Consider the following 25,265-nt stretch of genomic DNA (forward strand, 5'->3'; position numbering starts at 1 on the left):
TACTAATTCAATAAGATCAGCATAACTAAATGCATTAAACATCAAATAACGTAGATTAAACCAGCTTAGAGTCAATTTAATCGTTAATGAGAAGATTAAATAACTTAAATCTTCGTAATNCATTTATATTACAAAAGCAATAAACATTCTTAATACTTACAATAAAGATCTCCAATTATTCATCATATTTAGCATGTCCGTAAACAAAACTAAAGTCCAATAAACTGTAAGAAATTTATAATCTTAACGGGATGATTGAGATAAAGTGTTCCAATTGCTATAGATTAGTGCAATATTATAACATGATCCAGCTTGCTCAAAAATACGTTTATTCCACTTTACAATATATCGTGGAGAATTCTCAATAAACTTAAAACTCAAAGCTTTTAATACTGAATTAATCTAGAATAACTCAGAGATGTTAGCACATAAAAAAACCACCCCCTACAAACAAAAAAGTTTATAGGGGGTGGGTTATATTATTTAGTAATCGATATGAATCGACTCTTATTTTACTTCTTCAAAGTCAGCATCTTGGATATTATCTCCTTGATCTTTAGCATCACTACCTTGAGCTTGGTCAGCACCTGGCTGTTCTGCTCCTGGTTGACCAGTTTGAGCATACATCTCAGCACTTGCAGCTTGGAATGCTGTGTTTACTTCAGCAATACCAGCATCGATGGCAGCAATATCTTGAGCTTTGTGAGCTTCTTTTAGTTTTGCTAATGCATCTTCGATTGGAGCTTTTTTGTCTGCAGGAAGTTTATCACCTAGCTCAGTTAGCTGAGTTTCAGTTTGGAAGATAACACTGTCTGCTTGGTTAAGCTTGTCAATCTTTTCACGTTCTTTTTTGTCTGCATCAGCATTTGCTTCAGCCTCAGCTTTCATCTTTTCGATCTCTTCTTTGCTTAAGCCAGAAGAAGCTTCAATACGGATTGATTGCTCTTTACCTGTTGCTTTATCTTTAGCCGATACTTTCAAGATACCGTTGGCATCAATATCAAAACTAACTTCAATTTGAGGTACACCACGACGTGCTGGAGCAAGTCCTGTTAAGTTAAAGTTACCAATTGTTTTGTTTTGGTTAGCCATTGGTCTCTCACCCTGAATTACATGGATAGTAACTTCAGTTTGATTATCAGCCGCAGTACTAAATACTTCTGTTTTCTTACAAGGAATAGTAGTGTTTGATTCGATCAATTTAGTCATTACACCACCCATTGTTTCAATACCCATTGAAAGCGGAGTAACATCTAGAAGAACTACACCCTTGATTTCGTCTGTAAGAACAGCACCTTGAACAGCAGCACCAATTGCAACAACCTCATCAGGGTTAACACCTTTTGAAGGAGCTTTACCGAAGAAGTCTTCTACAATTTTTTGGATTGCTGGGATACGTGTTGAACCACCTACCAAGATAACTTCATCAATGTCAGCATTACTTAAACCAGCATCGCTCATTGCTTTTTTACATGGCTCAAGACAAGCTTGAATCAATTTGTGTGCTAATGCCTCGAATTGTGCACGAGTAATCGTTTTTACTAAGTGTTTTGGCACACCATCAACTGGCATAATGTATGGCAAGTTGATTTCTGTTGAAGTAGCAGAAGATAATTCAACCTTTGCTTTTTCAGCAGCTTCTTTCAAACGTTGAAGAGCCATTGGATCTTTTTTCAAGTCGGCACCTTCTTCTTTTTTGAATTCTTCAGCAAGCCAATCGATGATTACTTGGTCAAAGTCATCACCACCAAGGTGAGTATCACCATTTGTTGACAACACTTCGAAAACACCACCACCGAACTCAAGCACTGAGATATCAAATGTACCACCACCAAGGTCGAAAACCGCAATTTTCATGTCTTTGTGTTGTTTTTCGATACCGTAAGCAAGAGCTGCAGCCGTTGGCTCGTTAACAATACGCTTTACCTCTAAACCTGCAATTTGACCTGCCTCTTTAGTTGCTTGACGTTGTGAGTCTGAGAAATAAGCAGGTACTGTAATAACAGCTTCTGTTACCTCTTGACCTAAATAGTCTTCAGCTGTTTTCTTCATTTTTTGAAGAATCATTGCTGAAATTTCTTGTGGAGTATAAAGACGACCGTCAATATCTACACGTGGAGTACCATTCTCATCCACTACTTTATAAGGTACACGACCAACTTCTTGTTGAACTTGTGCCCAATTTTCACCCATAAATCTCTTGATAGAAGAAATTGTTCTTTCAGGGTTTGTAATAGCTTGACGTTTTGCAGGATCACCCACTTTTCTTTCGCCACCATCAATAAATGCGACAACTGAAGGAGTTGTTCTTTTACCTTCGCTGTTTGTAATTACTACAGGTTCGTTTCCTTCAAAAACGGAAACACATGAGTTTGTAGTTCCTAAATCGATTCCGATTATTTTTCCCATATCTATAATTCTATTTTAATTTTTAATTATTCAACTTCAAATTGCCACTGCTTTACAAGTAGTCTTGAAGATTTAGTAGCAACACCCATTAAAAAAGCAAAGGTTGTGCCATAAATTTCACCTGCTCTTATCTGTCATTTTATCTGTCGAAATGTCAGATTAACTCTGGTTTTGTCAGATTAGACGCGAAATCAAGTGTCTATTTCGTCTTACTCCTACACAATTTATTATCTTTGACTTTCAAATCAATAACTAGCTATCGATTATGAAATTCAATAAGATTCTATTACTATTAACCCTATTGAGCATCACAGCCCTACAAGCTTGCAAGCAAACTAAAACGGCTGATAACCACCCAAAAGAGAGTAATAAAACACTTAAACATGCCGAACTGTTCAGCATCGACTCTACTTCTGATGAGTTCACCAAAGTGACTGTCTATAATCCGTGGGATAATCAATCGATACATAGCATTTACTATTTGACACGCAACAAAGAGACCCAAACCCCTGAAGATGGGCTACGCGTAGAAATACCACTCAAAGAAATCGTAACAACTTCTGCAACGCAGGTTGGTTTTCTGAGTTTACTCAACGAATTAAATAAGATCAAGGGAATAACGGATATTAACTATGTATATAACCCCTACTTACTTGAACAATATCGAAATAAGAATATTCAAGACCTAGGAGAGTCGTTTAATATCAATACCGAAAAACTCTTAATGCTCAACCCTGAAGTCATTTTTACCACAGCTTTTAATGGAGATCAATCAGAAGGTGACAAAATGAAGCGTCTCAACCAGAAACCTATATACAATATTGAGTGGCAAGAGAAGTCACTACTGGGTCGTGCTGAATGGATTAAATTCATGGGAGCTTTCTTTGATAAGAACGAAATGGCAGATAGCATATTCAATGATATTGAGGCCAATTATAATCAAGCGAAGCAGATTGTGGCTTATGTAGAAAAAAAGCCTACAATTTTATCAGGACAAGACTTTAGAGGTACATGGTCGTTACCCTCTGGAAGCAGCTATGCCGCTCAACTCTTTAAAGATGCCAAAGTGGACTACCACTATAAGAACGATAGTACCTACCAAGGAAGCATACCCTCTTCAATCGAAGAAGCACTAGTCTATTTTCACGATGCAGATTTATGGATTAACGTACAAGCCAAAAGCATAGAGGAGTTAGAAAAAGAGAACAGCAAATACAAACTATTCATAGCCTTTAAGAATAAGAATGTATACAATAATAACAAACGGTCTAATCCAGTAGGTGGAAACGACTATTGGGAATCGGGAATAGCACGTCCCGACTTATTGTTAAAGGATCTGATCAAGATTGCCCACCCCACCTTATTAGAGGATTATGAGCTTACTTACACCGAAAAACTCAACTAATGCACACTCGTAAGTTTATTCTGCTGGCAATCCTGTGTTTAATAGCCTTTATTGCCGATATCGCTTTGGGTAGCGTCACCATTGCCCCCAAGGAAATATATCATGCACTGTTTGTTGACAACCAATCAATATTTTATCAGATTATTCTGAACCATAGGCTCCCCAAAGCCATTACAGCACTGCTCATTGGTAGTTCATTGTCGGTAGCAGGATTACTCATGCAAACGCTTTTTAGAAATCCACTAGCTGGTCCAGATGTTTTGGGTATCAATTCGGGGGCAAGCTTAGGTGTTGCTCTACTGACACTTGGAGGGGCAAGCATCCCCATGCTTATTGGAAATAGTTATGCACAAGTCATCGCTGCCATACTTGGTGCAATACTCATTTTAGCTTTGGTCCTATTGACCTCTACAAAAGTTAAGAATACAGTATCACTATTAATCGTGGGAGTAATGTTCGGATACTTTACGAGCTCTATTGTGAGCATACTACAAAACCTAAGCAATCCTGATACCCTTAAATTATTTATTACCTGGACCTTCGGTAGCCTGTCAGCTGTAGGTTGGGATCAGCTACAGGTTTTAGCCCCAGTTCTGATCCTTGCGGTACTCTTGGCACTCTTGATTGTAAAGCCTCTAAATGCTTTTCTACTCGGCAGTCAGTATGCTAAGGGATTGGGAGTTTCAATCGACAGAACTCGCCTACAGATTATTCTCATTACTTCAATCCTAGCGGGTACAGCTACTGCCTTTACGGGGCCAATTGGCTTTATTGGCATTACAATCCCTCATATAGCAAGAGGATTATTTAAAACTTCAAATCATAAAATAATACTACCCGCATCGGTTATTTGTGGAGCAACTGTCTTGCTTATTTGCGATATCATTTCGCAAATGCCAAGCTTCAACACCACGCTACCCATTAATGCAGTAACCTCACTCTTTGGCGCTCCTATTATCCTTTGGATATTACTCCGTAAGAGATAAAAAAACGCCTCAGCCAAGTAGGCTAAGACGCTTTTTATATTTATTATAGACTGTGACTATTATTTCTGTGTCTTCAAGAAGTCTTCTTTAACTAGCTTCATAAGTTCTTTACCCTCTTTATCATAGAAATAAAGATAAACACCTGAGGGTAATAAATCGTAAGAGTAAACCTCTCCATAGGCTTTTAAAACCTTGTCTTCAAGCTCCATACGATCGCAAAACATTCTAGTGACGGCTAGATTCGGGAAAGTGATAGAATGAGTTACCCCATCTACAACTACAAACCCACCATTTAATCGATTACAACCAGCTTCTCCACTTACATGTTTCTGAGCAACATCAATATCAAGAGTAAGCAATATGCTATCCTTGTTAAGCTCTTCTTCTCCAAGCTCCTCAATAACCCAAGTTCCGTTCAGTTTTACAATATCTTCTTTCAACTCTCGTTTGTCTAAAATAGCAATAGCCTTAGAATCTTCGCCATACAGTGCTATTTGATTGCTTGTTAAGAACTTATAAGACTTAACAAGTTCGAGCATTTTTGTAACCTTATTTTCTAGCTCCATATCAGGGCACATCATCATGGTTGCACCCAACTGGCCAAAACTAAGCTTACCCGGCTCTGCCGATTCATAAACACCCATAATGCGATTACAACCACTAAAGCCATAAACTGATTTTTTGGATACATTAAAACCAATATAAGGAGCTCGTTGGTGGTCAGCAGGTACCAAATTCTCACCATTCAATTTTGAAATACTCCATTCTCCCTGCAAAGATTCCGTTTCAGGAGACACCGTTTTTGAGGATTTACAAGATTGCAAAGCCACTGCTGACAAGACAACTATCATTAATGTTCTAAATACTTTCTTCATAATTTTATAAGTTTTAAAATATGTATTCTACTCGGTTAAATAACCAAGTAGCTCGAATACTGCATAAAGCATGTAAAAATATTACACTATAAAAAACGAGTAGGTCGTAGTATGCAAACCTCCTAGTCGTTTAGGTGGTACAACTAGGAGACTTTAGGTGAGGATTAGCCGACGACAAAACCAATAGGGGTTTAGTCTTCGACTATATTTTTATTCAGCTGCATTATTTCTAATCCAGCCTCATCCAAAAGAATCATTTTTTTACCATCGGGCGTTAAAGAATAGGTATAGACTTCACTTAAGGTCTTTAATACTTTCCCTTCGAGTTCCAAATTAGGACAAGCCATACGTGTCACAGCAATATTTGAAAACTCTATAGAACGAACCACATCTTTCTTGGCCAAGATATTGCCCACCATACGGTTACAACCTGCATTACCTGTTATTTTTTTTTCATCAACGTTAAGCTCAATAAAAGGTCTAGGATCAACATTTACAGGTTCACTATTAATCTTTTCAATCTCCCAAACTCCAGCAACTGGAGCTAGGTTCTCAATTTGGGGTTTTATTCCTAAGACTGCGATTGGTTTAGAGCCCTTTCCATAAAACAGAATATTATCATTCTCAAACTTAAATGATTTGACCTGCGCAAGCATGTCAAGAACTTTTTGTTCTACTGCCATGTCTGGACACATCATCATGGTTACGCCCATTTGGCCAAAACTTATTTTATTGCGACTTCCCAGCATATAACCACCCATAATACGATTACAACCACTAGAGCCATAAACTCGTCTGTCCTCGGGATTAAAACCAATGTAAGGGAAAGGTTGATGCTCGGCGGGGACTAAGCTTTCTCCATTGATTTCAATGATGTTCCACTCGCCCTGAAGAGCTGATACAGGATTAATCCCTGCTTGAGAAGTTTTACAGGCATGCAGAGCTAAAATAGCAAAAGCAACCGCTATAACTGACATAAATATTCTTTTCATAATCTCGATAACTTTAATTACTTTCTAATATGCTAAATTAATGATCATACAATCAGCTCATGTTGCTCATAGTTATATTTAGACAACATGCGAACTACTGAGTCCTAAAGAAGAGCATTAGAAGACAATAGATTATCCGAGCAAGCCCAATATTTAAATAAAACATTTATAGACCAATTAATGTTTAAAACATCACAGCCTATCTTTTTGGGGATCAGATACAGAATAAAATGAACTCCTTCTTTATAAGTAGAACTGAAAATATTCTTGTATATTTGCTGTAGAAACTTTAATAATTTATAACCCTCTAAATCACAAATAAAAATGGGTAGAGTCCTTATTATTGGTGCTGGTGGTGTAGGAACCGTAGTAGCACACAAAGTGGCACAAAACGCCAATATTTTCACTGATATAATGATTGCTAGCCGTACTAAATCAAAATGTGATGATATAGTAAAGGCTATTGGCAATCCAGCTATAAAGACTGCTGCGGTAGATGCAGATAACGTAAAAGAGCTTGTAGAATTATTCAATTCTTTTAAGCCAGAGATCGTAATCAACGTTGCACTTCCTTACCAGGATCTTACGATAATGGATGCTTGTTTAGAAGCTGGAGTCAACTACTTGGATACTGCTAACTACGAACCTATCGATGAAGCAAAATACCAATACAGCTGGCAATGGGCATATCACGACAGATTTGAGAAAGCTGGTTTAACAGCAATTCTTGGCTGTGGTTTTGACCCAGGGGTTACTGGAGTTTATACAGCTTATGCTGCAAAACACCATTTCGACGAAATGCACTATTTGGATATTGTTGACTGCAATGCAGGTGATCACCACAAGGCTTTTGCAACAAACTTTAATCCTGAAATTAATATTCGCGAGATTACTCAGAAAGGAAGATACTTTGAAAACGGTAAATGGGTTGAAACAGAACCGTTGTCAATTAATCAAGCTATTACCTACCCTAATGTAGGTCCTAAAGATTCTTACCTACTCTACCACGAGGAGTTGGAGTCGCTTGTTAAAAACTTCCCAACACTAAAACGTGCTCGCTTCTGGATGACTTTTGGCCAAGAGTATTTGACTCACCTTCGAGTGATCCAAAACATCGGTATGTCTAGCATTAAGCCTATTAAGTTCCAAGGTCAAGACATTGTTCCTATTCAGTTCTTAAAGGCTGTACTTCCTAATCCACAAGATTTAGGCGAAAACTACACTGGTGAAACTTCTATCGGTTGCCGCATTCGTGGTATTAAAGATGGTAAAGATGTTACCTATTACGTTTACAACAACTGTAGCCATAAAGCTGCATATGAAGAAACAGGTATGCAAGGTGTTAGTTACACAACAGGTGTACCAGCTACCATTGGTGCAATGATGTTTATGCAAGGACTATGGAAAAAACCAGGTGTATTTAACGTTGAAGAGTTTAATCCAGATCCATTTATGGAGCAATTAAATAAACAAGGCTTACCATGGCACGAGCAATTTAATATTGACTTAGAGTTATGATCCAAATAGGAGAAAAAGCTCCAGCAATTCTTGGCGTCGATCAAAACGGTCAAGAAATTAAGCTGGAACAATATAAAGGGAAGAAGATAGTTCTCTATTTTTACCCCAAAGACAGTACTCCAGGTTGTACTGCTCAGGCATGCAACCTGAGAGATAACTACCAAGACCTTCGAAAAGAGGGATATGAGGTTTTAGGTGTTAGCATCGATGACGAGAAATCGCATCTACGCTTTATTGAAAAGAACGAACTTCCTTTCACACTTATAGCAGACACAAACAAAGAATTGGTTCAGAAGTTTGGTGTTTACGGTGAAAAGAAAACCTTCGGTCGCACCTATATGGGTGTTTTCCGTACAACGTTCATCATCAATGAAGATGGAGTTGTGGAGCGCATAATTAGCCCCAAAGAGGTGAAAACCAAAACACATTCTGAACAAATATTGAACGATTAAAATTATGGCAAAGAAAGACGAAATAAACTTCGAAAATAATCCTTCATCAAGCGAAAAACTCAAAGCATTGCAAGTAGCAATGGACAAAATTGAAAAGAGCTTTGGTAAAGGTTCAATCATGAAGCTTAGCGACGAGACAATAGTAGACATAGAGGTTATCCCAACTGGTTCTATTGCGCTAAACGTTGCACTGGGTGTTGGTGGATACCCTAGAGGCAGAATAGTAGAGATCTATGGCCCTGAATCATCGGGTAAGACAACACTCGCTATTCACGCAATCGCTGAAGCTCAAAAGAAAGGTGGTATCGCTGCATTTATTGATGCTGAGCATGCATTCGACCGCTTCTATGCCTCTAAACTAGGTGTTGATGTGGATAATCTTTGGATTTCTCAACCCGACAACGGTGAGCAAGCCTTAGAAATTGCTGAACAATTAATCCGTTCCTCAGCTGTTGACATCATTGTTATTGACTCGGTTGCTGCTCTAACTCCTAAAGCGGAGATTGAAGGCGAAATGGGTGAAAACAAACTTGGTCTTCAAGCAAGACTTATGTCACAAGCATTAAGAAAACTGACTTCAGCAGTTAGCAAAACAGGAACTACGTGTATTTTCATCAATCAACTTAGAGAGAAGATTGGTGTAATGTTTGGTAGCCCTGAAACTACTACTGGTGGTAATGCACTTAAGTTTTATGCTTCGGTACGTCTAGACATTCGTCGTGCACAACAGATCAAAGAGGGAGAAGAAGTACTTGGTAATCAAACACGTGTTCGTGTGGTTAAGAACAAAGTTGCTCCTCCATTCCGTAAAGCTGAGTTCGACATCATGTTTGGTGAAGGAATCTCTCGTGCTGGCGAAATCGTTGACTTAGGCGCAGATCTTAATGTTATTAAGAAAAGCGGGTCATGGTATAGCTACAACGACACCAAACTAGGTCAAGGTCGTGATGCTGCAAAGAAAATCATTCAAGACAACCCAGAATTGGCTGAGGAACTTGAAGGACTAATCTTCACTGCACTAAAAGAGGGTTCTAAAAAATAAGTTAGACCCATCTCATTAATAGATAAATCCCGAATAGCTATACATAGTCTGTTCGGGATTCTTTGTACCTGATGCTTGGCTGATAAAACAAAAGTATCTATCTTTCTTGGAACCAAAACACTAAAAAATGACTAGGATACTCACACTACTTACCCTCTGTTGCTTTATACTTATAAGCTGTACCACACAGCCTCCAAAACAGAATAGAATAAAAATAGCTGGAACAGTAGAGTTTCCAGACGATCGATTTTCAATCCAACTCTTTTATCGAGATGGATCCGAGAAGATGGTCATTGACTCTATTCCACTAAGTGCAGATAACAGTTTCGAAAAAGAGATTATACTTCCTCATGCTGGTGTATATACCATCGATTGCATGAAGTGGGAAGTTCTAAACTTCTGGGGGGAAGACGAAGATATCCTCGTAAAGTTCAGGGGACAAGATACAGCCAAAGTAAAAATCAAGAACCCACCTTTTCAACGTATAGAGAACAGTGGTCCCAATAATGAATTGATGAACTTGATTAACTATTTTGGCTATATGTCGTACCAAAACATGATAGCTATGGGTCAAGAACTTTACCAAGCCTCAAGGTCCGACTCTCAAGAGTGGAAAGACTTTGCTGCAGATGGCTACCAGAAGAATAGTGACACACACAAACAATATATCAACTTCTTAGCTCAAACGTTTTGGGATAGAAACAGCATCATCGCACTATTACCCCAACTTAGAGATGCCAAGATAAAAAGCGAACTGCTCGAAAAACTAGATCAAACTAAAGCTGATTATCCACCCTACATGCGCTGGAAAGAGCAAGAAGCCGAGAAGGTACTCCGAAATAGTCAATTGCAGGTGGGAGCTACTGCCCCTGCTTTTAGCTATCCAAGTGCAGATGGCAAGACCACGTTTGAGCCAGCCGACTTCAAAGGGAAATACCTCGTCATCGACTTTTGGGCATCATGGTGTGGCCCCTGCCGAAATGTTATACCAGAAATAAAAGAACTCTACTCTAAATACAATCAGAAAGGATTAGAGATTCTATCGGTTTCTATAGACAGTAAAGAGAAAGACTGGAAAGCGGCTTTGAAAGAGGAAGCAATGCCCTGGCCGGGTCAAATACTTGCACCCAACGCAGGTAAGGAAGTTCTTAACCTCTACCAATTTAATGCCATTCCGCATATCGTACTATTAGATAAGGATGGCAAAATTATCGGACGAAACCTTACCATGAGTCAGTTGGAATCAGAACTAGAAAAGCTACTAGCTAAGTAAAAGATAAAGCCCCAATTAGACCTAAAACAAACGACCGCAGAATCAATGATTTTACGGTCGTTTATTATACATTATGAGGTAAGCTAATTATTATATGAAGTAGAGAATATAAGCTAGCGAAGCCAAACTAATAATAATCCAAAGAGAAACACCTTGTATCATCGGTTTAAGCCCGACGTTTTTAAGCACATCTCGCGATAGAGCTGCACCAATAAAGAACAGCGTAATGGTTAAGGCTTTTCTTGAAATCATATTTAAGAAGTTACCAATTTCGGGATAACCACCCAAGAGGTAGGTATTGATTAACATCGCTACCACAAAGAGTACAATAAAAAGTGGTACTGATACTTTCTTACCTTTGCTTTTGAATAAGAAGCTAGTAAGGATAGCTACAGGGACAATCCACAAAGCACGTGTTAGTTTAATGGTAGTTGCAATCTTTAAAGCCTCGGGCCCGTAAGCCTCTCCCGCTCCTACAACAGAACTGGTATCGTGGATGGCAATTGCAGCCCAAGTCCCAAACTGATGCTGGTCTAACCCCATCATATGCCCTAAAACAGGGAAGACAAACAGTGCAATAGCGTTTAATATAAAAACGACACCCAAGGAGACAGACATTTCGTCGTCGTTAGCGTTAAGCACGCCTCCTACTGCAGCAATGGCACTCCCCCCACAAATTGCAGTTCCGGATCCAATCAGATAAGAGGTATTTCGATTCATCTTTAAGATGCGGTAGCCAATAATCCAACCAAGGATCAATGTTCCTGCTACGGATACAATTGTGAATACCATACCATCCTTACCCGAAGCTACTGCCTCATGGAGATTCATGCCAAACCCAAGACCAATGATTGAATAGTGAAGTAATTTTTTAGAGACCTTTGAATTGAACTTTGCATAGGGCTGTCCAAAGGTTAAAGCAAAGGCAAGCCCAACAAAAAGTGCTACGGGTGGTGTAAGCCAAGAAGAAGCAAATTCGAAACCAGGGATAAATCCCAAAAAGATGCAGACCAACATAACACCCAAGATAACCTTATAAACTATGGCCGCAATTTGTGAATTAGAAGCGTTTGATTTATTCATCTTTCGTTATTTTGACCACAAAGATAGGATAAGAATAAACGCCAGTCCAATACTGTTTACTTATAGCCTATAACTTATCTTTATACTTATCGACAAACTTCATGAATTCTACCGATAAACCTGAGGATTCTCCTTGTAAACTGACCTGACAAAACTCTCGGTTAAAGGCGACATTTTCTATTCGAACCTCGCGCAACCTCCCCAAGAGAATATCCGACTGGACAGCTCGCACAGAGACTATACCGAGTGCATCGGAGTTTTGAACGAACAACTTAATGCTTTCGGTACTGCCCAAGTGCAAAGGGATATTCAAGTCCTTTAAATAGATATGGCCAGATTCTAATACCTCCTGAATTACATCGAGTGTACCAGAACCTTGTTCTCTGAGGACTAGAGGATATTGACAGAGGTCTTCTAGCTTAATCTTTGAGCCGATTTTAGCTTGTGGATTAGCAATAAGCACCAGTTCATCGGCTAATAACAGTGTGTATTTAAGATGGCTTCTTCGGTAGTTTCCCTCAATAAAACCCAAATCAATCTCGTGATTCTCGAGTGCATCTTCAATTTCACGTGTATTACCCGAGAGTAAACTCACTTTAATCTGAGGATTTAAGCTCGTAAATTTAGCTAAGAGTGGCGGCAAAACATATTGTGATATTGTACTACTTGCTCCAAGTTTCAACTCACCAACAAGTTCTCCGTGCAGTTGGTGCATGGCATATTCCAGCTCTTTGTATTTGTCTATTATGCCCTCGGCATGTTGCAAAAGAAGCTTACCTGCCAAAGTAAGGGCAATACTGTTGCTTTTACGCTCAAACAGGCGAGCCTTGAAATCGCTTTCAAGTTCTTGAATATGCTTAGAAATAGCAGGCTGACTGATAAAAAGCTCTTTCGAAGCCTTTGTAAAGCTCAGATGATGGGCTACAGATAAAAATACTTTTAGACGAAAATCTGTCATAGTTAATGCTGACTCCTATTTAATTTCATCGGCAGAAATCCCAAAGGCTTTCATCAGAGGGAAAACCAAATTCTCACTCTTAAACGCTACCTTCTGAGTTAATTCACGCATTCTAAACTGAATAATCTCTTTCTTAAGTCCCTCTTTATTGATCTTATCCAATACAGCATCACCATATTCATCGTCAAAAGAGAGTACGACAAGTTTCTTAACATCTTCGGACTCTAGAGAAATCTCTAAAACATCCAAGAATAGTTCTTCACGCGAAACAAGCCCTTCGGTAAATGCTGTAGAGAACATAAACTCACCTATTGTACTCTTAAAAGCAACACCGTCAAGTTCTGTTTTCAAATCAGAGGGTTCAGCATTTTGGAGCTTTAGGGTAGAATCATCACTGATCAGTATTACCTGCACAGCCTTGCCTCCTTCTTGAATTTGAGCATCCAAAGCAATATAGGTCAATAAATCGGCCATAGAAACCACAGATAGGTCTCGGTTTACTTGTTGCTCTAAAAATCCCTTTAAATTAACCAACATAAAGTTGAGGTAGGCAGCATCTACTAAGATTACTGTTTCAGCTAGCTTTATTTTCTTTTCCATGATAGTGCGTCGTCTTATTTTTATTCTTAATTGAGCTTAAAGATACAATAAAGCTATACAACCGCCCAAGTGATGTTACTAGATAATCAGTAAACAATCTTCTATATGTTAATTTTGTCAGACTAACAAACATTTTAAGACTTTTTGTCGTTTATACGTAGCATTATACTGAATAATAGTCAGTTAAACGGGTTAAAATTCAACTGGCAACCTTATTGCTTAGTATAAGACAGAAAATAAGAATACATTAAATAAGAAATAAAATAAAGCCAATATGAATTTAAATAGTTATACAATTAAATCACAAGAGGCTATTCAAGAAGCTGTTCAGTCAGTTCAAGAACATAACCAACAAATTATAGAGCCTCTTCATTTACTCCACGGTGTAATGACCGTGGGTGAGGATGTGGTCAACTTCATCTTTCAAAAACTTGGAGCCAATAAAGACTATATTCTCCAACAAGTAGATAGTAAAATCAATAGCCTCCCTAAAGTGAGTGGAGGAAACCCAACATTAAGCAACGAAGCCAATAATGTGCTAACCAAAGCTGTTAACCTAGCCAAAGAGATGGGTGATGAGTTTGCCTCTATTGAACAACTATTCTTAGCTGTTCTGGTGGTTAGTAGCCCAGCCTCAACCTTGCTAAAAGATGCAGGGGTAACCGAAAGTAAGGTCAAAGCGGCAATTACAGAACTTCGCAAAGGAGCTAAAGTAACCTCACAGTCGGCTGATGACAATTATTTGTCGCTCGACAAATATGCTCGCAACCTAATCGATGCGGCAAGAGATGGTAAACTCGACCCTGTAATTGGGCGTGATGAAGAGATTCGTCGGGTGCTACAGATCTTAAGTAGACGTACCAAGAATAACCCAATATTAATTGGTGAACCAGGTACTGGTAAAACTGCCATTGTTGAAGGACTTGCCAACCGTATTCTACGAGGTGATGTTCCTGAGAACCTAAAAGACAAACAACTCTACTCCCTTGATATGGCAGCACTAATTGCTGGAGCTAAATACAAGGGTGAGTTTGAGGAAAGACTAAAATCGGTTGTCGACGAGGTCAAAAAAGCCGAAGGAAACATCATCTTGTTTATCGACGAAATCCACACACTCGTGGGTGCTGGTAAAGGCGAAGGTGCAATGGATGCAGCCAACATCCTTAAACCTGCTCTTGCTCGTGGAGAACTCAGAAGCATCGGTGCAACAACACTCGACGAATACCAAAAATATTTCGAGAAAGACAAGGCACTTGAACGTCGTTTCCAAATAGTACAAGTAGATGAGCCCGATATCGATAGCTCAATTTCAATTCTTCGTGGATTGAAAGAGCGCTACGAGAGTCACCACCAAGTCCGAATCAAAGACGATGCAATCATTGCAGCCGTAGAGTTGAGTAATCGCTACATCACTGATCGTTTCTTGCCCGATAAAGCAATTGACCTGATGGATGAAGCAGCAGCTAAGCTCCGTATGGAGATGAACTCACTCCCCGAAGAGTTGGATGAAATCTCTCGCAAGATAATGCAACTAGAGATTGAACGTGCAGCTATCAAACGTGAAAACGATACTAAGAAGCTCGAACAACTCAACAAAGATATTGCTGAGCTTAAAGAACAAGAGAAAACTCATAAAGCAAAGTGGGAAGGTGAACGCACATTGGTTAAACGTATCCAAGAATCGAAGAGCGAAATAGAACAACTCAAGTACGAAGCCGAAAAAGCCGAACGTGAAGGTGATTATGGTAAGGTAGCCGAAATCAGATATGGAAAGATTCAGAAAATCAACGAAGAGATTGCTGAAACCCAGAAACAACTTCACGAAGCCCAAAGAGGCAGTGCAATGATTAGAGAAGAGGTTGAAGCTGATGATATTGCTGATGTGGTATCGCGTTGGACAGGAATTCCTGTGAATAAGATGCTCCAAAGTGAAAAAGAGAAGCTTCTTTACCTTGAAGATGAGTTGCACAAGCGTGTGGTAGGTCAAGAGGAAGCCATTACAGCCGTAGCCGATGCGGTTCGTAGAAGCAGGGCTGGATTACAAGATCCACGTCGCCCAATCGGTTCATTCATCTTCTTAGGTACAACAGGTGTAGGTAAAACAGAGTTAGCCAAAGCCTTAGCAGAATACCTATTCGACGATGAAGCGATGATGACTCGTATCGACATGAGTGAATATCAAGAGAAACACAGTGTATCTCGACTTGTCGGAGCACCTCCTGGATATGTAGGTTACGATGAAGGTGGCCAACTCACTGAAGCTATTCGCCGCAAACCCTATTCGGTAGTGCTATTTGATGAAATTGAAAAAGCACATCCCGATGTGTTCAATATCTTATTGCAAGTATTGGATGACGGTAGGCTTACCGATAATAAAGGTCGATTGGTAAACTTCAAGAATACCATTATCATCATGACCTCAAATATGGGAAGCGGCTTTATCCAAGAACGAATGTCCGTACTCAATGAGGCAGAAGACAAACAAGCTTTCATCGAGGATACTAAGAAAGGGGTAATGGATATGCTCAAAAAAACTATTCGCCCTGAATTCTTGAACCGTATCGACGAGACCATCATGTTCTTACCTCTCAACGAAGAGCAAATCAAAAAGATTGTAACTCTTCAGATTCATGGAGTACAGAGTATGGTTGCACGCAACGGAATGGATTTGCAATTAACCGATGGTGCTATATCGTTCTTAGCAGATAAAGGATATGACCCCGAGTTTGGTGCACGTCCTGCCAAAAGAGCAATACAACGCTACCTACTCAACGACTTGTCGAAGAAGATTCTTGCTCAAGAAGTTGATAATAGCAAACCAATAACTGTAGATAGCCAGGGAGATCACTTAATATTTAAGAACTAACCAACTAGAATTATACTTCTCGTAAAAAGGCAAGCTGAGTAACTCAGCTTGCCTTTTTACGTATTGAACAATAAGCAGTAAGTAAACTTGAAATACTAAAGTAACATTGACATTCTAATACCAACTTATTTTAGCCCTAAGAACTGAATTAACGAATCATATTATTTCAAAGAAAGTAGAATAATTAATTTTGAGCCACACAACTACACGTCCCCCCAACAACACATTCCTCTAAAAGACACAACGATACTACAATCAAAGTAATGCAACCTCAATGCAGGTGGCATTTATAAAAGATATCAAATTAATAAAACAGATATACTTATGATTGAAACTATTGTTGGGGCACTATTACCCATCGCAGTAATTCTTCTTCTTGGTTATTTTGCCGGTTGGCATCAAGATTTCAATAAAGACCAAGCAGGAGTTCTAAATAGAATGGTAATGCTATATGCCTTACCTCTATCCCTCTTTGCAGTACTTGTACAAGTACCTATAGACGAACTGATGCAAGAAAAAACGCTAAGTATCAGCTTATTTATCGGTATGATCGTCCTCTACTTTGTAGTTTATTTTATTATACGCTATCTATTCAAGAAGAGCATTTCAGTATCAGCACTATTGGCTTTATCAATTGCTGGACCTGCCGTACCTTTTGTGGGCGTATCGGTACTGGGAGACCTGTTCGGTAACATCAGTACTATCTCGATTTCGATTTGTAGTATCTACATGAATCTTATTCAGGTGCCGATTACGATTATTCTTCTTTCTATGGATAGCAACAATCCTACTGCCAACTCAACAGGCCCACAGAAGAGTAAATCTTCAGTGTTCTGGGGAAATGTACTTAGCGCAATAAAAGAACCCGTAGTTTGGATGCCAGTGCTAGGATTAATATTCTTACTGCTTCGAGTTTCTTTCCCTACAAGTATCATCGCTTCTCTTAACCTACTGGGTAAAGCAACAGGCGGTGTAGCTCTCTTTGCATCAGGTATTATTCTATTCTCATATAAAGTGACCTTTAACAAAACAGTAAGCATCTCAGTATTGGCCAAGAACATCCTTCTACCTCTACTAATGCTTGGTATTTTGCACGTGTTTAATTTCACACCCGAAATTATTAAAGAGTCCGTAATTACACTTTCTATTCCAACAGCTTCAATTGGTGTAATTCTTGCCATACAATACAAATCCGACGAACAAGACATTTCCTCTATTTTATTCTTTAGTACCATGTTATCATTGGTAACAATGGGTCTATTTATGTACATACTTTCTTAATGAATATAATTTTTTAAATACATACAGTTATGAAGAATCAAAATGTAGCAAATCTTATTGTAAGATGCTTAGAACAAGAGGGCGTAAAATACGTTTTCGGTATCCCTGGTGAAGAAAACATCAACCTAGTACATGCTATTGGTGAATCAAAAATCATCCGTTTCATCTTAGTAAGACATGAACAAGGAGCCTCATTTATGGCCGACCTTTACGGAAGACTCACAGGTAAAGCTGGTGTTTGTGCTTCAACCTTAGGCCCAGGTGCATTAAATTTACTTATGGGTGTTGCTGATGCCAATACAGACTCTTGTCCACTCGTTGCGATCTCTGCACAAGTGGGTATCAACAGAATATACAAAGAAACTCACCAAGTAGTTGACCTACTTCCGATGTTCAAAGCTACTACAAAGTGGGCTGACATGGTTTTAACTCCTGCTTCGGTTCCTGAAATGATGCGTAAAGCATTCGATAGAGCTCAAAAAGAGAGACCAGGTGCAACCTATATCGCGGTACCTCAAGATGTTGAAGTAATGGATGCTAGCGAATTAATCCCCCTTACAGTACATCCTAAACACGAAAGCTATGCTGACGATAAAATGATTTTAGAAGCAGCTAAGAAGATTCAATCTTCTAAAAGCCCTGTAGTTTTGGTTGGTTATGGTGCCGTAAGAAACAAAGCTGACAAAGAAATCAAAGAGTTTTGTAACCTACTAGGTGTACCTGTTGCTACAACATTCATGGGTAAAGGTATTTATTCAGACAAAGAACCTAATGCACTTGGTGTTGTTGGTTTTATGGCTCACGATTACGAAAACTTCGCATTCGACAAAGCAGATACCATTATTGCTATCGGATACGAATTACAAGAGTTTGCCCCTTCTAAAATCAATCCTAAAGGAGACAAAAAGATTGTACATATTCATAACTTTGCTCAAGATATCGATTCTGACTACCCTGTAGAGGTTAGTGTAGAAGGTAATATTCCAAACACTTTGACTAAGCTTACAGCCGAACTCAAAAAAATGAATGTGAAGTTTGACATCACTGCTCCAAAGATTCAAGAACTCTTGAAAGAGGAACGTGAAAGCTTAGCCAACGACAACAGCTTCCCTGTTAAACCTCAACGTATAGTTGCAGATACACGTAAAGCACTTGCCGACGAAGATATCGTACTAGCTGATACAGGTGCGATCAAAATGTGGATGGCTCGACTTTATCCAACTTACAAAGCAAATACCTGTCTTATTGCTAACGGCTTATCTCCAATGTCATTCTCACTACCAGGTGCAATAGGTGCACATTTTGCTTGCCCAGATCGTAAGATTCTTGCAACCATGGGTGATGGTAGCTTTATGATGAACTCACAAGAGATCGAAACAGCAGTACGTGAGGGTGTGCCATTGAAAGTTCTTATTTGGGAAGATCATTCTTACGGACTTATCAAATGGAAAATGGATATGGAAATTCATACCCATAGCAATGTGGATTTCACGAACCCTGATTTTAAAATGTATGCAGAAAGTTTTGGTGCACATGGTCATCGCGTAGAATCAGCTGAAGATTTACGACCTACTCTAAAGAAAGCACTTGCTGAAGACGGAGTATCTGTAGTAGTTTGCCCAGTTGATTATAGCGAAAATATGAAGCTTATCAATAAACTTGGTACATTAACAATGCCAAGCTAATCAAAAGCTAATATTCTTAATTAGAGAGTCTATCCATTTTTTTGGATAGACTCTTTTTTTCTCCTAGGCCGGGCAAGATAAACGAGTTAGTCGGAGTACTAAAACGACCTATTGGTTTTGGTACTCCAACTAACTCATTTTTGAAACTCATAGCCCTGTTTTTCGTCCTTATAAGAAATAAAATCCCTACTCCAACTAAAAAAAATTAACGAACCACAGGATGTAATAGAATTTAAATTATCTTTGTTTTATCGAAGAACGATAAAAATACATTCATTATCAATATATTTTAATTCTAAATCAACAAACTGATTGATTATGAAAAAGAAGTTTAACACCATAGCCATACTGATTCTTATCGCATTAGCTACATCGTTTATTGTAAACTCGAGTCTAGCCATTGATGATTTCACTGCAGGCTTTGAAGAGGGATTTAAGTCTCAAAAAAAGGATAATATAAGTACCACAACTTCATATTGGTTAGATGTTATTAATACAGAAGAATCTGAATATAACTTCACACTTACTAGCAAAAACAACCAAGAGCAAGTGACTTTTAAACCACGAGTTATCTTGGCTAAAACAACTAAATCTAAAAATGAATCAGTAGCTACTTTATCCACAATTACCTCGATTATGGTTCTAGCAACTTGCATAACATTCATTATGTCGATTGTGTTTTTTATAAAATTTATCTTTGCCGTAAATAGAGGAATTGTATTCGATAGGCGGATCTTATTCTATCTTAAAATATTGGGGTGGAGTCTAATCCTTAGTTTTGCATGTATGACTATTTATAGCTTGACAAGCTACCAGATAAGCAAAGAATTATTCGATATTCAAGGATATAAGCTACTAATGGCTCAACCCATTCCTTTCTTTTGGCTTCTCGGAGGATTGACTATACTTTTAATAAAACAATTTGTAGCAATGGGTATCAAAATGAAAGAAGAACAAGATTTAACCATCTAAAAAGACAGACTAATGGCAATTATTATTAATTTAGATGTTGTTATGGCTCAGCGAAAAATTTCGTCAAACGAATTGGCAGATACTATAGGAATTACTCCAGCCAATCTATCGATACTAAAAACAGGAAAAGCAAAAGCAATCCGCTTTTCGACCCTTGAGGCCATATGCGAAGCTCTTGATTGTCAACCAGGTGATATCCTAAGCTACGAAAAGGAGCTCTAATTTTAGACTGAAACAAATAGATGAATATTCAAAATAGCAAATACGATTTAATAACTATACTTGGCCCTACAGCTAGTGGAAAAACCACTCTAGGGGTTGCTTTAACTCACGCACTCGATGGTGAAATCATCAGTGCTGACTCGAGGCAAATTTATCGAGGCATGGACCTAGGAACAGGCAAAGACCTGGAGGAATATACCATTGAAGGCAAAACTGTACCTTATCACCTCATTGACATTGTCGATGCAGGTTATAAGTACAATGTATTCGAATACCAACGTGATTTTTTAAAGGCTTACGAAGGCATCGTCTCACGCAGTAACCCCGTCATCCTTTGTGGTGGCACAGGGTTATACCTTGAATCAATTTTAAAAGGTTACCGTTTGCTGCCCGTTCCCGAAAACAAGGAACTTCGAGACTCGCTTGCCTCCTACTCACTAGAGGAGTTGACAGAAAAGCTAAAAGCGTATAAAGAATTGCACAACTCTACCGATGTGGATACTTGTAAAAGAGCCATCCGAGCCATTGAGATTGAAGAGTACTACCTGACGCAACCAGCAGATGAACGCTCCTTCCCTAAACTCAACAGCCTCATCATTGGAGTCGATATTGATCGGGAGCTAAGAAGATCTAAAATATCAAAAAGACTTAAACAGCGTTTAGATGAAGGGATGATTCAAGAGGTAGAAGCCTTGCTCGAGACAGGGATCTCAGCCGGTGATTTGATTTATTACGGACTTGAATATAAATTCCTGACGCTATATTGCATTGGTAAGCTAACTTATGACGAGATGTTTGAGCAACTAGAAACAGCTATTCACCAATTTGCCAAACGACAAATGACCTGGTTTAGGGGGATGGAACGAAAAGGGTTTACTATCCACTGGATAGATGCTAAACTCCCTACCAATGACAAATTAGAAGAGATATATAAACTATTATAAAAACACCAATTTTACAACTAACCAAAATGATGATTAATATACCAAAGATTAAGTATACCGATTCTGGTAATTTCTTTTTAATGGCTGGCCCATGTGCCATTGAGGGTGAAGATATGGCCATGCATATTGCAGAAACCATTGTTAAAATTACAGACAAACTTCAGATTCCTTATATATTCAAGGGCTCTTACCGTAAGGCTAATCGCTCTAGAATCGATTCTTTTACAGGTATTGGTGATGAAAAAGCACTTAAAGTGCTTCGCAAAGTGGGAGAAACATTTAATATCCCAACAGTTACCGACATCCACACAGCAGAAGAAGCAGCTATGGCAGCGCCTTATGTTGATGTATTGCAAATCCCAGCTTTTCTTTGCCGTCAGACTGACCTTTTGGTTGCCGCAGCAGAAACAGGAAAAGTTATCAACATCAAGAAAGGACAATTCCTTTCGCCAAGCGCAATGCAGTTTGCTGTTCAAAAAATACTTGATTCAAACAATCCAAATGTAATCCTTACTGATAGAGGAACCATGTTTGGCTACTCCGATATGATTATCGACTTTAGAGGTATCCCCGAAATGCAGGCATTCAATGTTCCTGTTGTCTTGGATGCTACACACTCGCTTCAACAGCCCAATCAAGCCTCAGGAGTTACTGGCGGTATGCCACAACTCATCGAAACGGTTTGTCGTGCTGCAGTAGCAGTTGGCGTAGATGGTCTGTTTCTCGAAACTCACCACAACCCTAAAGAAGCCAAAAGTGATGGTGCCAACATGTTACCCCTTGATCAGCTTGAAGAGTTACTTACTAAACTCGTGGCATTGCGTAAAACGATCAATGCCTTTTAATCCAACTTTCAAAACTTACGCTTTATGAAAAAATGTAAACAATGGATGAAAGTGAGCCTCATGGCTGCTTTTATCCTCCTCGGTTCATTGCAGCTCTATGCACAACAAAGTATGCCAATACCTCAAGACCCAAAAGTTCGCATTGGCAAGCTCGATAACGGATTAACCTACTACATCCGAAAGAATGCCCAACCTGCAGAGCGTGCCGATTTCTACATCGCACAAAAAGTGGGTGCTATCCAAGAGAATCCAGATCAGCGTGGTCTTGCCCACTTCTTGGAGCATATGGCTTTCAACGGTACAACTCATTTTCCAGGAGACCAACTCAAACAATACCTTGAAAGCATCGGCGTTAAGTTTGGCGAAAACCTTAATGCCTACACGGCTATTGACGAAACGGTATACAATATTTCTAACGTTCCCGTTAGCCGTGAAGGAGCATTAGACTCTTGTTTACTAATTCTACACGATTGGGCTAATGACCTATCGCTCGAAGACAAAGAGATCGACAAAGAGCGAGGTGTGATTACCGAAGAGTGGAGATCTCGCATGAGTGCAGGACAGCGTTATATTGAGAACTTACTTCCTAAATTTTTCGAAGGTACTAAGTACGACGACAGCCTTCCTATTGGAAGCATGGAAGTAGTCAACAACTTCAAATACCAAACACTAAGAGATTACTATGAAACTTGGTACAGACCCGACCTACAAGGCATCATGATTGTGGGTGATATCGATGTCGATCAGGTTGAAAGTAAAATCAAGGCTATGTTCTCAGACATCCCAGCTCAACCCCAAGCAGTAGAGCGTGTATATTATCCTGTTAACGATAACGATGAACCCCTAGTATTTACCTTCCAAGATAAAGAGCAAACCAATATTGTATTTAGCTACTACAATAAGTATGCTCCATTTCCAAAAGAAGCAAAGGGTGACTTAGCTTACCTGCAAGTGAACTATGCAATCAATATGATTTCATCTATGCTTAATGCTCGTCTTAACGAGATTTCTGAGCAAGCAAACCCTCCTTTTATTTATGCGGGAGTTTATGATGGTGATTTTATTGTTGCAAAGACAAAGAAAGCCTTCACAGGTGTAGTAGTTTGTAAAGAAGACAACATTGAAGGGGGAATTAAGATTCTTCTTAGCGAAATTGAGCGCGTTCGCCAACACGGATTTACTCCTGGTGAATATGCTAGAGCTAGAGCTTCTTATCTAAGTGGTTTAGAATCTGCTTTCAACGAAAGAGACAAGGTAAAGAATGCAGCTTATGTTAATGAGTATGTTCGCCACTTCTTAGACAACGAACCAGCTCCAGGTATTGAATTCGAATACGGCACAATGTCGCAATTGGCTAACGTCATTACAGTTGACCACATCAACCAAATGATGCCAATGCTTATCTCTGAAAACAACAAAGCCTTAACGCTACTTGCTCCAGAGAAAGAAGGTCTTAATATTCCTTCGCCCGAGGCTCTTGCAAGCCTACTTGAGGGAACTATGAGCGAAAAGTTTGCAGCTTACGAAGATCATGTATCTGACGAACCCCTAATTTCGAAAGAACCAGTTGGCGGAAAAGTTGTAAAAGAGGAGAAAAACGGACTTTACGATGCAACAACATTAACCCTATCAAACGGAGTTAAGGTTGTCATTAAACCAACCGACTTCAAAGCAGATCAGATCATTATGTCGGGTTATAGCTACGGTGGTAACTCAGTATTTCCTGACGATGAATATACCAACTTTAAGTCGATTAACGAATTTGCTCTAGTGGGTGGACTTGGTTCTTTCTCAAAAGTTGAATTGGATAAAGTTCTAGCTGGTAAAATAGCATCAGTATCAACCTCAGTTAACTACCTTACCGAAAGTGTTAATGGTTATTCTTCACCAAAGGATTTCGAAACTTTGATGCAGCTTACTTATTTAAACTTTACAGCTCCACGTAAAGATGTCGATGCATTTGAATCGAATATTAGTCGTTCTAAGGCTGCAATGCTCAATAACGAACTCAATCCTGCATCTGCATTCAACGACTCTATAACAAAAGCTATATATGGAGATAACTTACGAGCTAAACGTCTACATGCGAATGACCTAGACAAAATTAGCTACGACAGAGTGCTTGAGATGTATAACGATCGCTTCAAAGATGCGAGTGATTTTACATTTATCTTTGTGGGAAATATCGATTTAGAAACCGCTAGACCACTTCTGGAAAAGTACCTTGGAGGATTACCTACTCTAGATCGTAAAGAAAATTATATTGACCGCAAGCTCTATGATAGAAAGGGAGAATTTGAAAACGAATTTATTCGTCAACAGGATAATCCTAAGGCCTCAATATTGACCTATTACAACGGAAACGTAAAATATACTGCCAAAAACAATCTTTTAATGAACATGCTTTCACAGGTAATGACTCTGGTTTATACCGAAAAAGTACGTGAAGACGAGGGTGGAACTTACGGTGTTGGTGTTCAAGCTGGTCTAAATAATCTCCCTAAACAAACAGGAACATTCTTGATTGTTTTTGATACAGCTCCCGAAAAGAAAGATCGCTTAATGGAGATTATCTACCGAGAACTCGACAAGGTTGCTAAGGAAGGTCCTTCAGAAAAAGACCTATCGAAAGTGAAGGAGAATATGATTAAAAAATATCATGAGCAAGTAAAAGAGAATGCTTACTGGAGCTCAATGATACAAAATCAACTGACATCAGGCATTGATTTAAATGCAGATTTCGAAAACTTAGTCAATAGTATTGGCATAAAGGATATTCAAAAATTCACCAAAGCTTTCCTTAAGCAAGGAAATAAGGCTGAAGTAATTATGATTAGCCCTGAGCAAAAATAATATT

The 25,265-nt window shown here is 38.9% G+C and carries 20 protein-coding genes; 14 read left to right on the forward strand and 6 right to left on the reverse strand.

What is annotated here, in order from left to right; all coding sequences use genetic code 11:
• Window positions 1-507: 507 nt before the first annotated feature.
• On the reverse strand, window positions 508-2,409 hold the full coding sequence (gene dnaK / locus B091_RS0109075) for a molecular chaperone DnaK (protein ID WP_018109689.1): 1,902 nt from the start codon (window positions 2,407-2,409) through the stop codon (window positions 508-510).
• 265 nt (window positions 2,410-2,674) lie between these two features.
• Between dnaK and B091_RS0109080 the strand changes: the two genes are divergently transcribed.
• Both B091_RS0109080 and B091_RS0109085 read left to right on the forward strand, forming a co-directional pair.
• On the forward strand, window positions 2,675-3,814 hold the full coding sequence (locus B091_RS0109080; protein ID WP_018109690.1) for an ABC transporter substrate-binding protein: 1,140 nt from the start codon (window positions 2,675-2,677) through the stop codon (window positions 3,812-3,814).
• Window positions 3,814-4,800, forward strand: coding sequence for an iron ABC transporter permease (locus tag B091_RS0109085; protein WP_018109691.1), 987 nt, complete (start codon window positions 3,814-3,816; stop codon window positions 4,798-4,800). The genes B091_RS0109080 and B091_RS0109085 overlap by 1 nt, the downstream gene beginning before the upstream one ends.
• A gap of 59 nt (window positions 4,801-4,859) precedes the next feature.
• Here the strand turns inward: B091_RS0109085 and B091_RS0109090 are convergent, their stop codons facing one another.
• Window positions 4,860-5,675, reverse strand: a complete 816-nt coding sequence (locus B091_RS0109090) for an META domain-containing protein (RefSeq protein ID WP_018109692.1) — start codon at window positions 5,673-5,675, stop codon at window positions 4,860-4,862.
• Window positions 5,676-5,866: 191 nt separating this feature from the next.
• Window positions 5,867-6,667: an META domain-containing protein gene (locus B091_RS12035; protein WP_018109693.1), complete on the reverse strand. Its 801-nt coding sequence runs from the start codon at window positions 6,665-6,667 to the stop codon at window positions 5,867-5,869.
• Between the two features lie 324 nt (window positions 6,668-6,991).
• Between B091_RS12035 and B091_RS0109100 the strand changes: the two genes are divergently transcribed.
• The 4 genes from B091_RS0109100 to B091_RS0109115 all read left to right on the forward strand — a co-directional run bounded on the left by B091_RS0109100 (window position 6,992) and on the right by B091_RS0109115 (window position 10,952).
• Window positions 6,992-8,185, forward strand: a complete 1,194-nt coding sequence (locus B091_RS0109100; RefSeq protein ID WP_018109694.1) for a saccharopine dehydrogenase family protein — start codon at window positions 6,992-6,994, stop codon at window positions 8,183-8,185.
• Window positions 8,182-8,637, forward strand: coding sequence for a thioredoxin-dependent thiol peroxidase (gene bcp / locus B091_RS0109105; protein WP_018109695.1), 456 nt, complete (start codon window positions 8,182-8,184; stop codon window positions 8,635-8,637). The genes B091_RS0109100 and bcp overlap by 4 nt, the downstream gene beginning before the upstream one ends.
• A gap of 4 nt (window positions 8,638-8,641) precedes the next feature.
• The gene (recA, locus tag B091_RS0109110; protein ID WP_018109696.1) at window positions 8,642-9,679 is read left to right on the forward strand and encodes a recombinase RecA; all 1,038 of its coding nucleotides are present in this window, start codon (window positions 8,642-8,644) and stop codon (window positions 9,677-9,679) included.
• Between the two features lie 127 nt (window positions 9,680-9,806).
• Entirely contained in the window at window positions 9,807-10,952 is a 1,146-nt protein-coding gene (locus tag B091_RS0109115) for a TlpA family protein disulfide reductase (RefSeq protein WP_025069612.1), read from the forward strand.
• A gap of 90 nt (window positions 10,953-11,042) precedes the next feature.
• Here B091_RS0109115 and B091_RS0109120 read toward each other — a convergent pair whose 3' ends face one another.
• The 3 genes from B091_RS0109120 to B091_RS0109130 form a co-directional block, all read right to left on the reverse strand.
• Window positions 11,043-11,969, reverse strand: a complete 927-nt coding sequence (locus B091_RS0109120; protein ID WP_238319470.1) for a YeiH family protein — start codon at window positions 11,967-11,969, stop codon at window positions 11,043-11,045.
• 133 nt (window positions 11,970-12,102) lie between these two features.
• Window positions 12,103-12,993 carry a LysR family transcriptional regulator gene (locus B091_RS0109125; RefSeq protein WP_018109699.1) on the reverse strand — a complete coding sequence of 297 codons (891 nt, stop codon included), beginning with the start codon at window positions 12,991-12,993 and terminating at the stop codon, window positions 12,103-12,105.
• A 15-nt stretch (window positions 12,994-13,008) separates the two neighbouring features.
• Window positions 13,009-13,593 carry a DUF6621 family protein gene (locus B091_RS0109130; protein ID WP_018109700.1) on the reverse strand — a complete coding sequence of 195 codons (585 nt, stop codon included), beginning with the start codon at window positions 13,591-13,593 and terminating at the stop codon, window positions 13,009-13,011.
• A 274-nt stretch (window positions 13,594-13,867) separates the two neighbouring features.
• On the opposite strand from B091_RS0109130, the gene clpB reads away from it, so the two are divergent.
• The 8 genes from clpB (at window position 13,868) to B091_RS0109170 (ending at window position 25,261) form a co-directional block, all read left to right on the forward strand.
• On the forward strand, window positions 13,868-16,459 hold the full coding sequence (gene clpB / locus B091_RS0109135) for an ATP-dependent chaperone ClpB (RefSeq protein ID WP_018109701.1): 2,592 nt from the start codon (window positions 13,868-13,870) through the stop codon (window positions 16,457-16,459).
• Between the two features lie 324 nt (window positions 16,460-16,783).
• On the forward strand, window positions 16,784-17,740 hold the full coding sequence (locus tag B091_RS0109140; protein WP_018109702.1) for an AEC family transporter: 957 nt from the start codon (window positions 16,784-16,786) through the stop codon (window positions 17,738-17,740).
• A gap of 29 nt (window positions 17,741-17,769) precedes the next feature.
• On the forward strand, window positions 17,770-19,425 hold the full coding sequence (locus B091_RS0109145) for an acetolactate synthase large subunit (protein ID WP_018109703.1): 1,656 nt from the start codon (window positions 17,770-17,772) through the stop codon (window positions 19,423-19,425).
• Between the two features lie 318 nt (window positions 19,426-19,743).
• On the forward strand, window positions 19,744-20,397 hold the full coding sequence (locus B091_RS12365) for a DUF2975 domain-containing protein (protein ID WP_018109704.1): 654 nt from the start codon (window positions 19,744-19,746) through the stop codon (window positions 20,395-20,397).
• A gap of 12 nt (window positions 20,398-20,409) precedes the next feature.
• Window positions 20,410-20,619: a helix-turn-helix domain-containing protein gene (locus tag B091_RS0109155; protein WP_018109705.1), complete on the forward strand. Its 210-nt coding sequence runs from the start codon at window positions 20,410-20,412 to the stop codon at window positions 20,617-20,619.
• 20 nt (window positions 20,620-20,639) lie between these two features.
• Entirely contained in the window at window positions 20,640-21,563 is a 924-nt protein-coding gene (miaA, locus tag B091_RS0109160) for a tRNA (adenosine(37)-N6)-dimethylallyltransferase MiaA (RefSeq protein WP_018109706.1), read from the forward strand.
• A gap of 26 nt (window positions 21,564-21,589) precedes the next feature.
• On the forward strand, window positions 21,590-22,408 hold the full coding sequence (gene kdsA, locus B091_RS0109165; RefSeq protein WP_018109707.1) for a 3-deoxy-8-phosphooctulonate synthase: 819 nt from the start codon (window positions 21,590-21,592) through the stop codon (window positions 22,406-22,408).
• A 24-nt stretch (window positions 22,409-22,432) separates the two neighbouring features.
• Window positions 22,433-25,261, forward strand: a complete 2,829-nt coding sequence (locus tag B091_RS0109170; RefSeq protein WP_155888294.1) for a M16 family metallopeptidase — start codon at window positions 22,433-22,435, stop codon at window positions 25,259-25,261.
• The last annotated feature ends 4 nt before the right edge of the window (window positions 25,262-25,265 follow it).

The organism is Bacteroides propionicifaciens DSM 19291 = JCM 14649, from assembly GCF_000375405.1.
Classification (GTDB): Bacteria; Bacteroidota; Bacteroidia; order Bacteroidales; family Bacteroidaceae; genus Bacteroides_E; species Bacteroides_E propionicifaciens.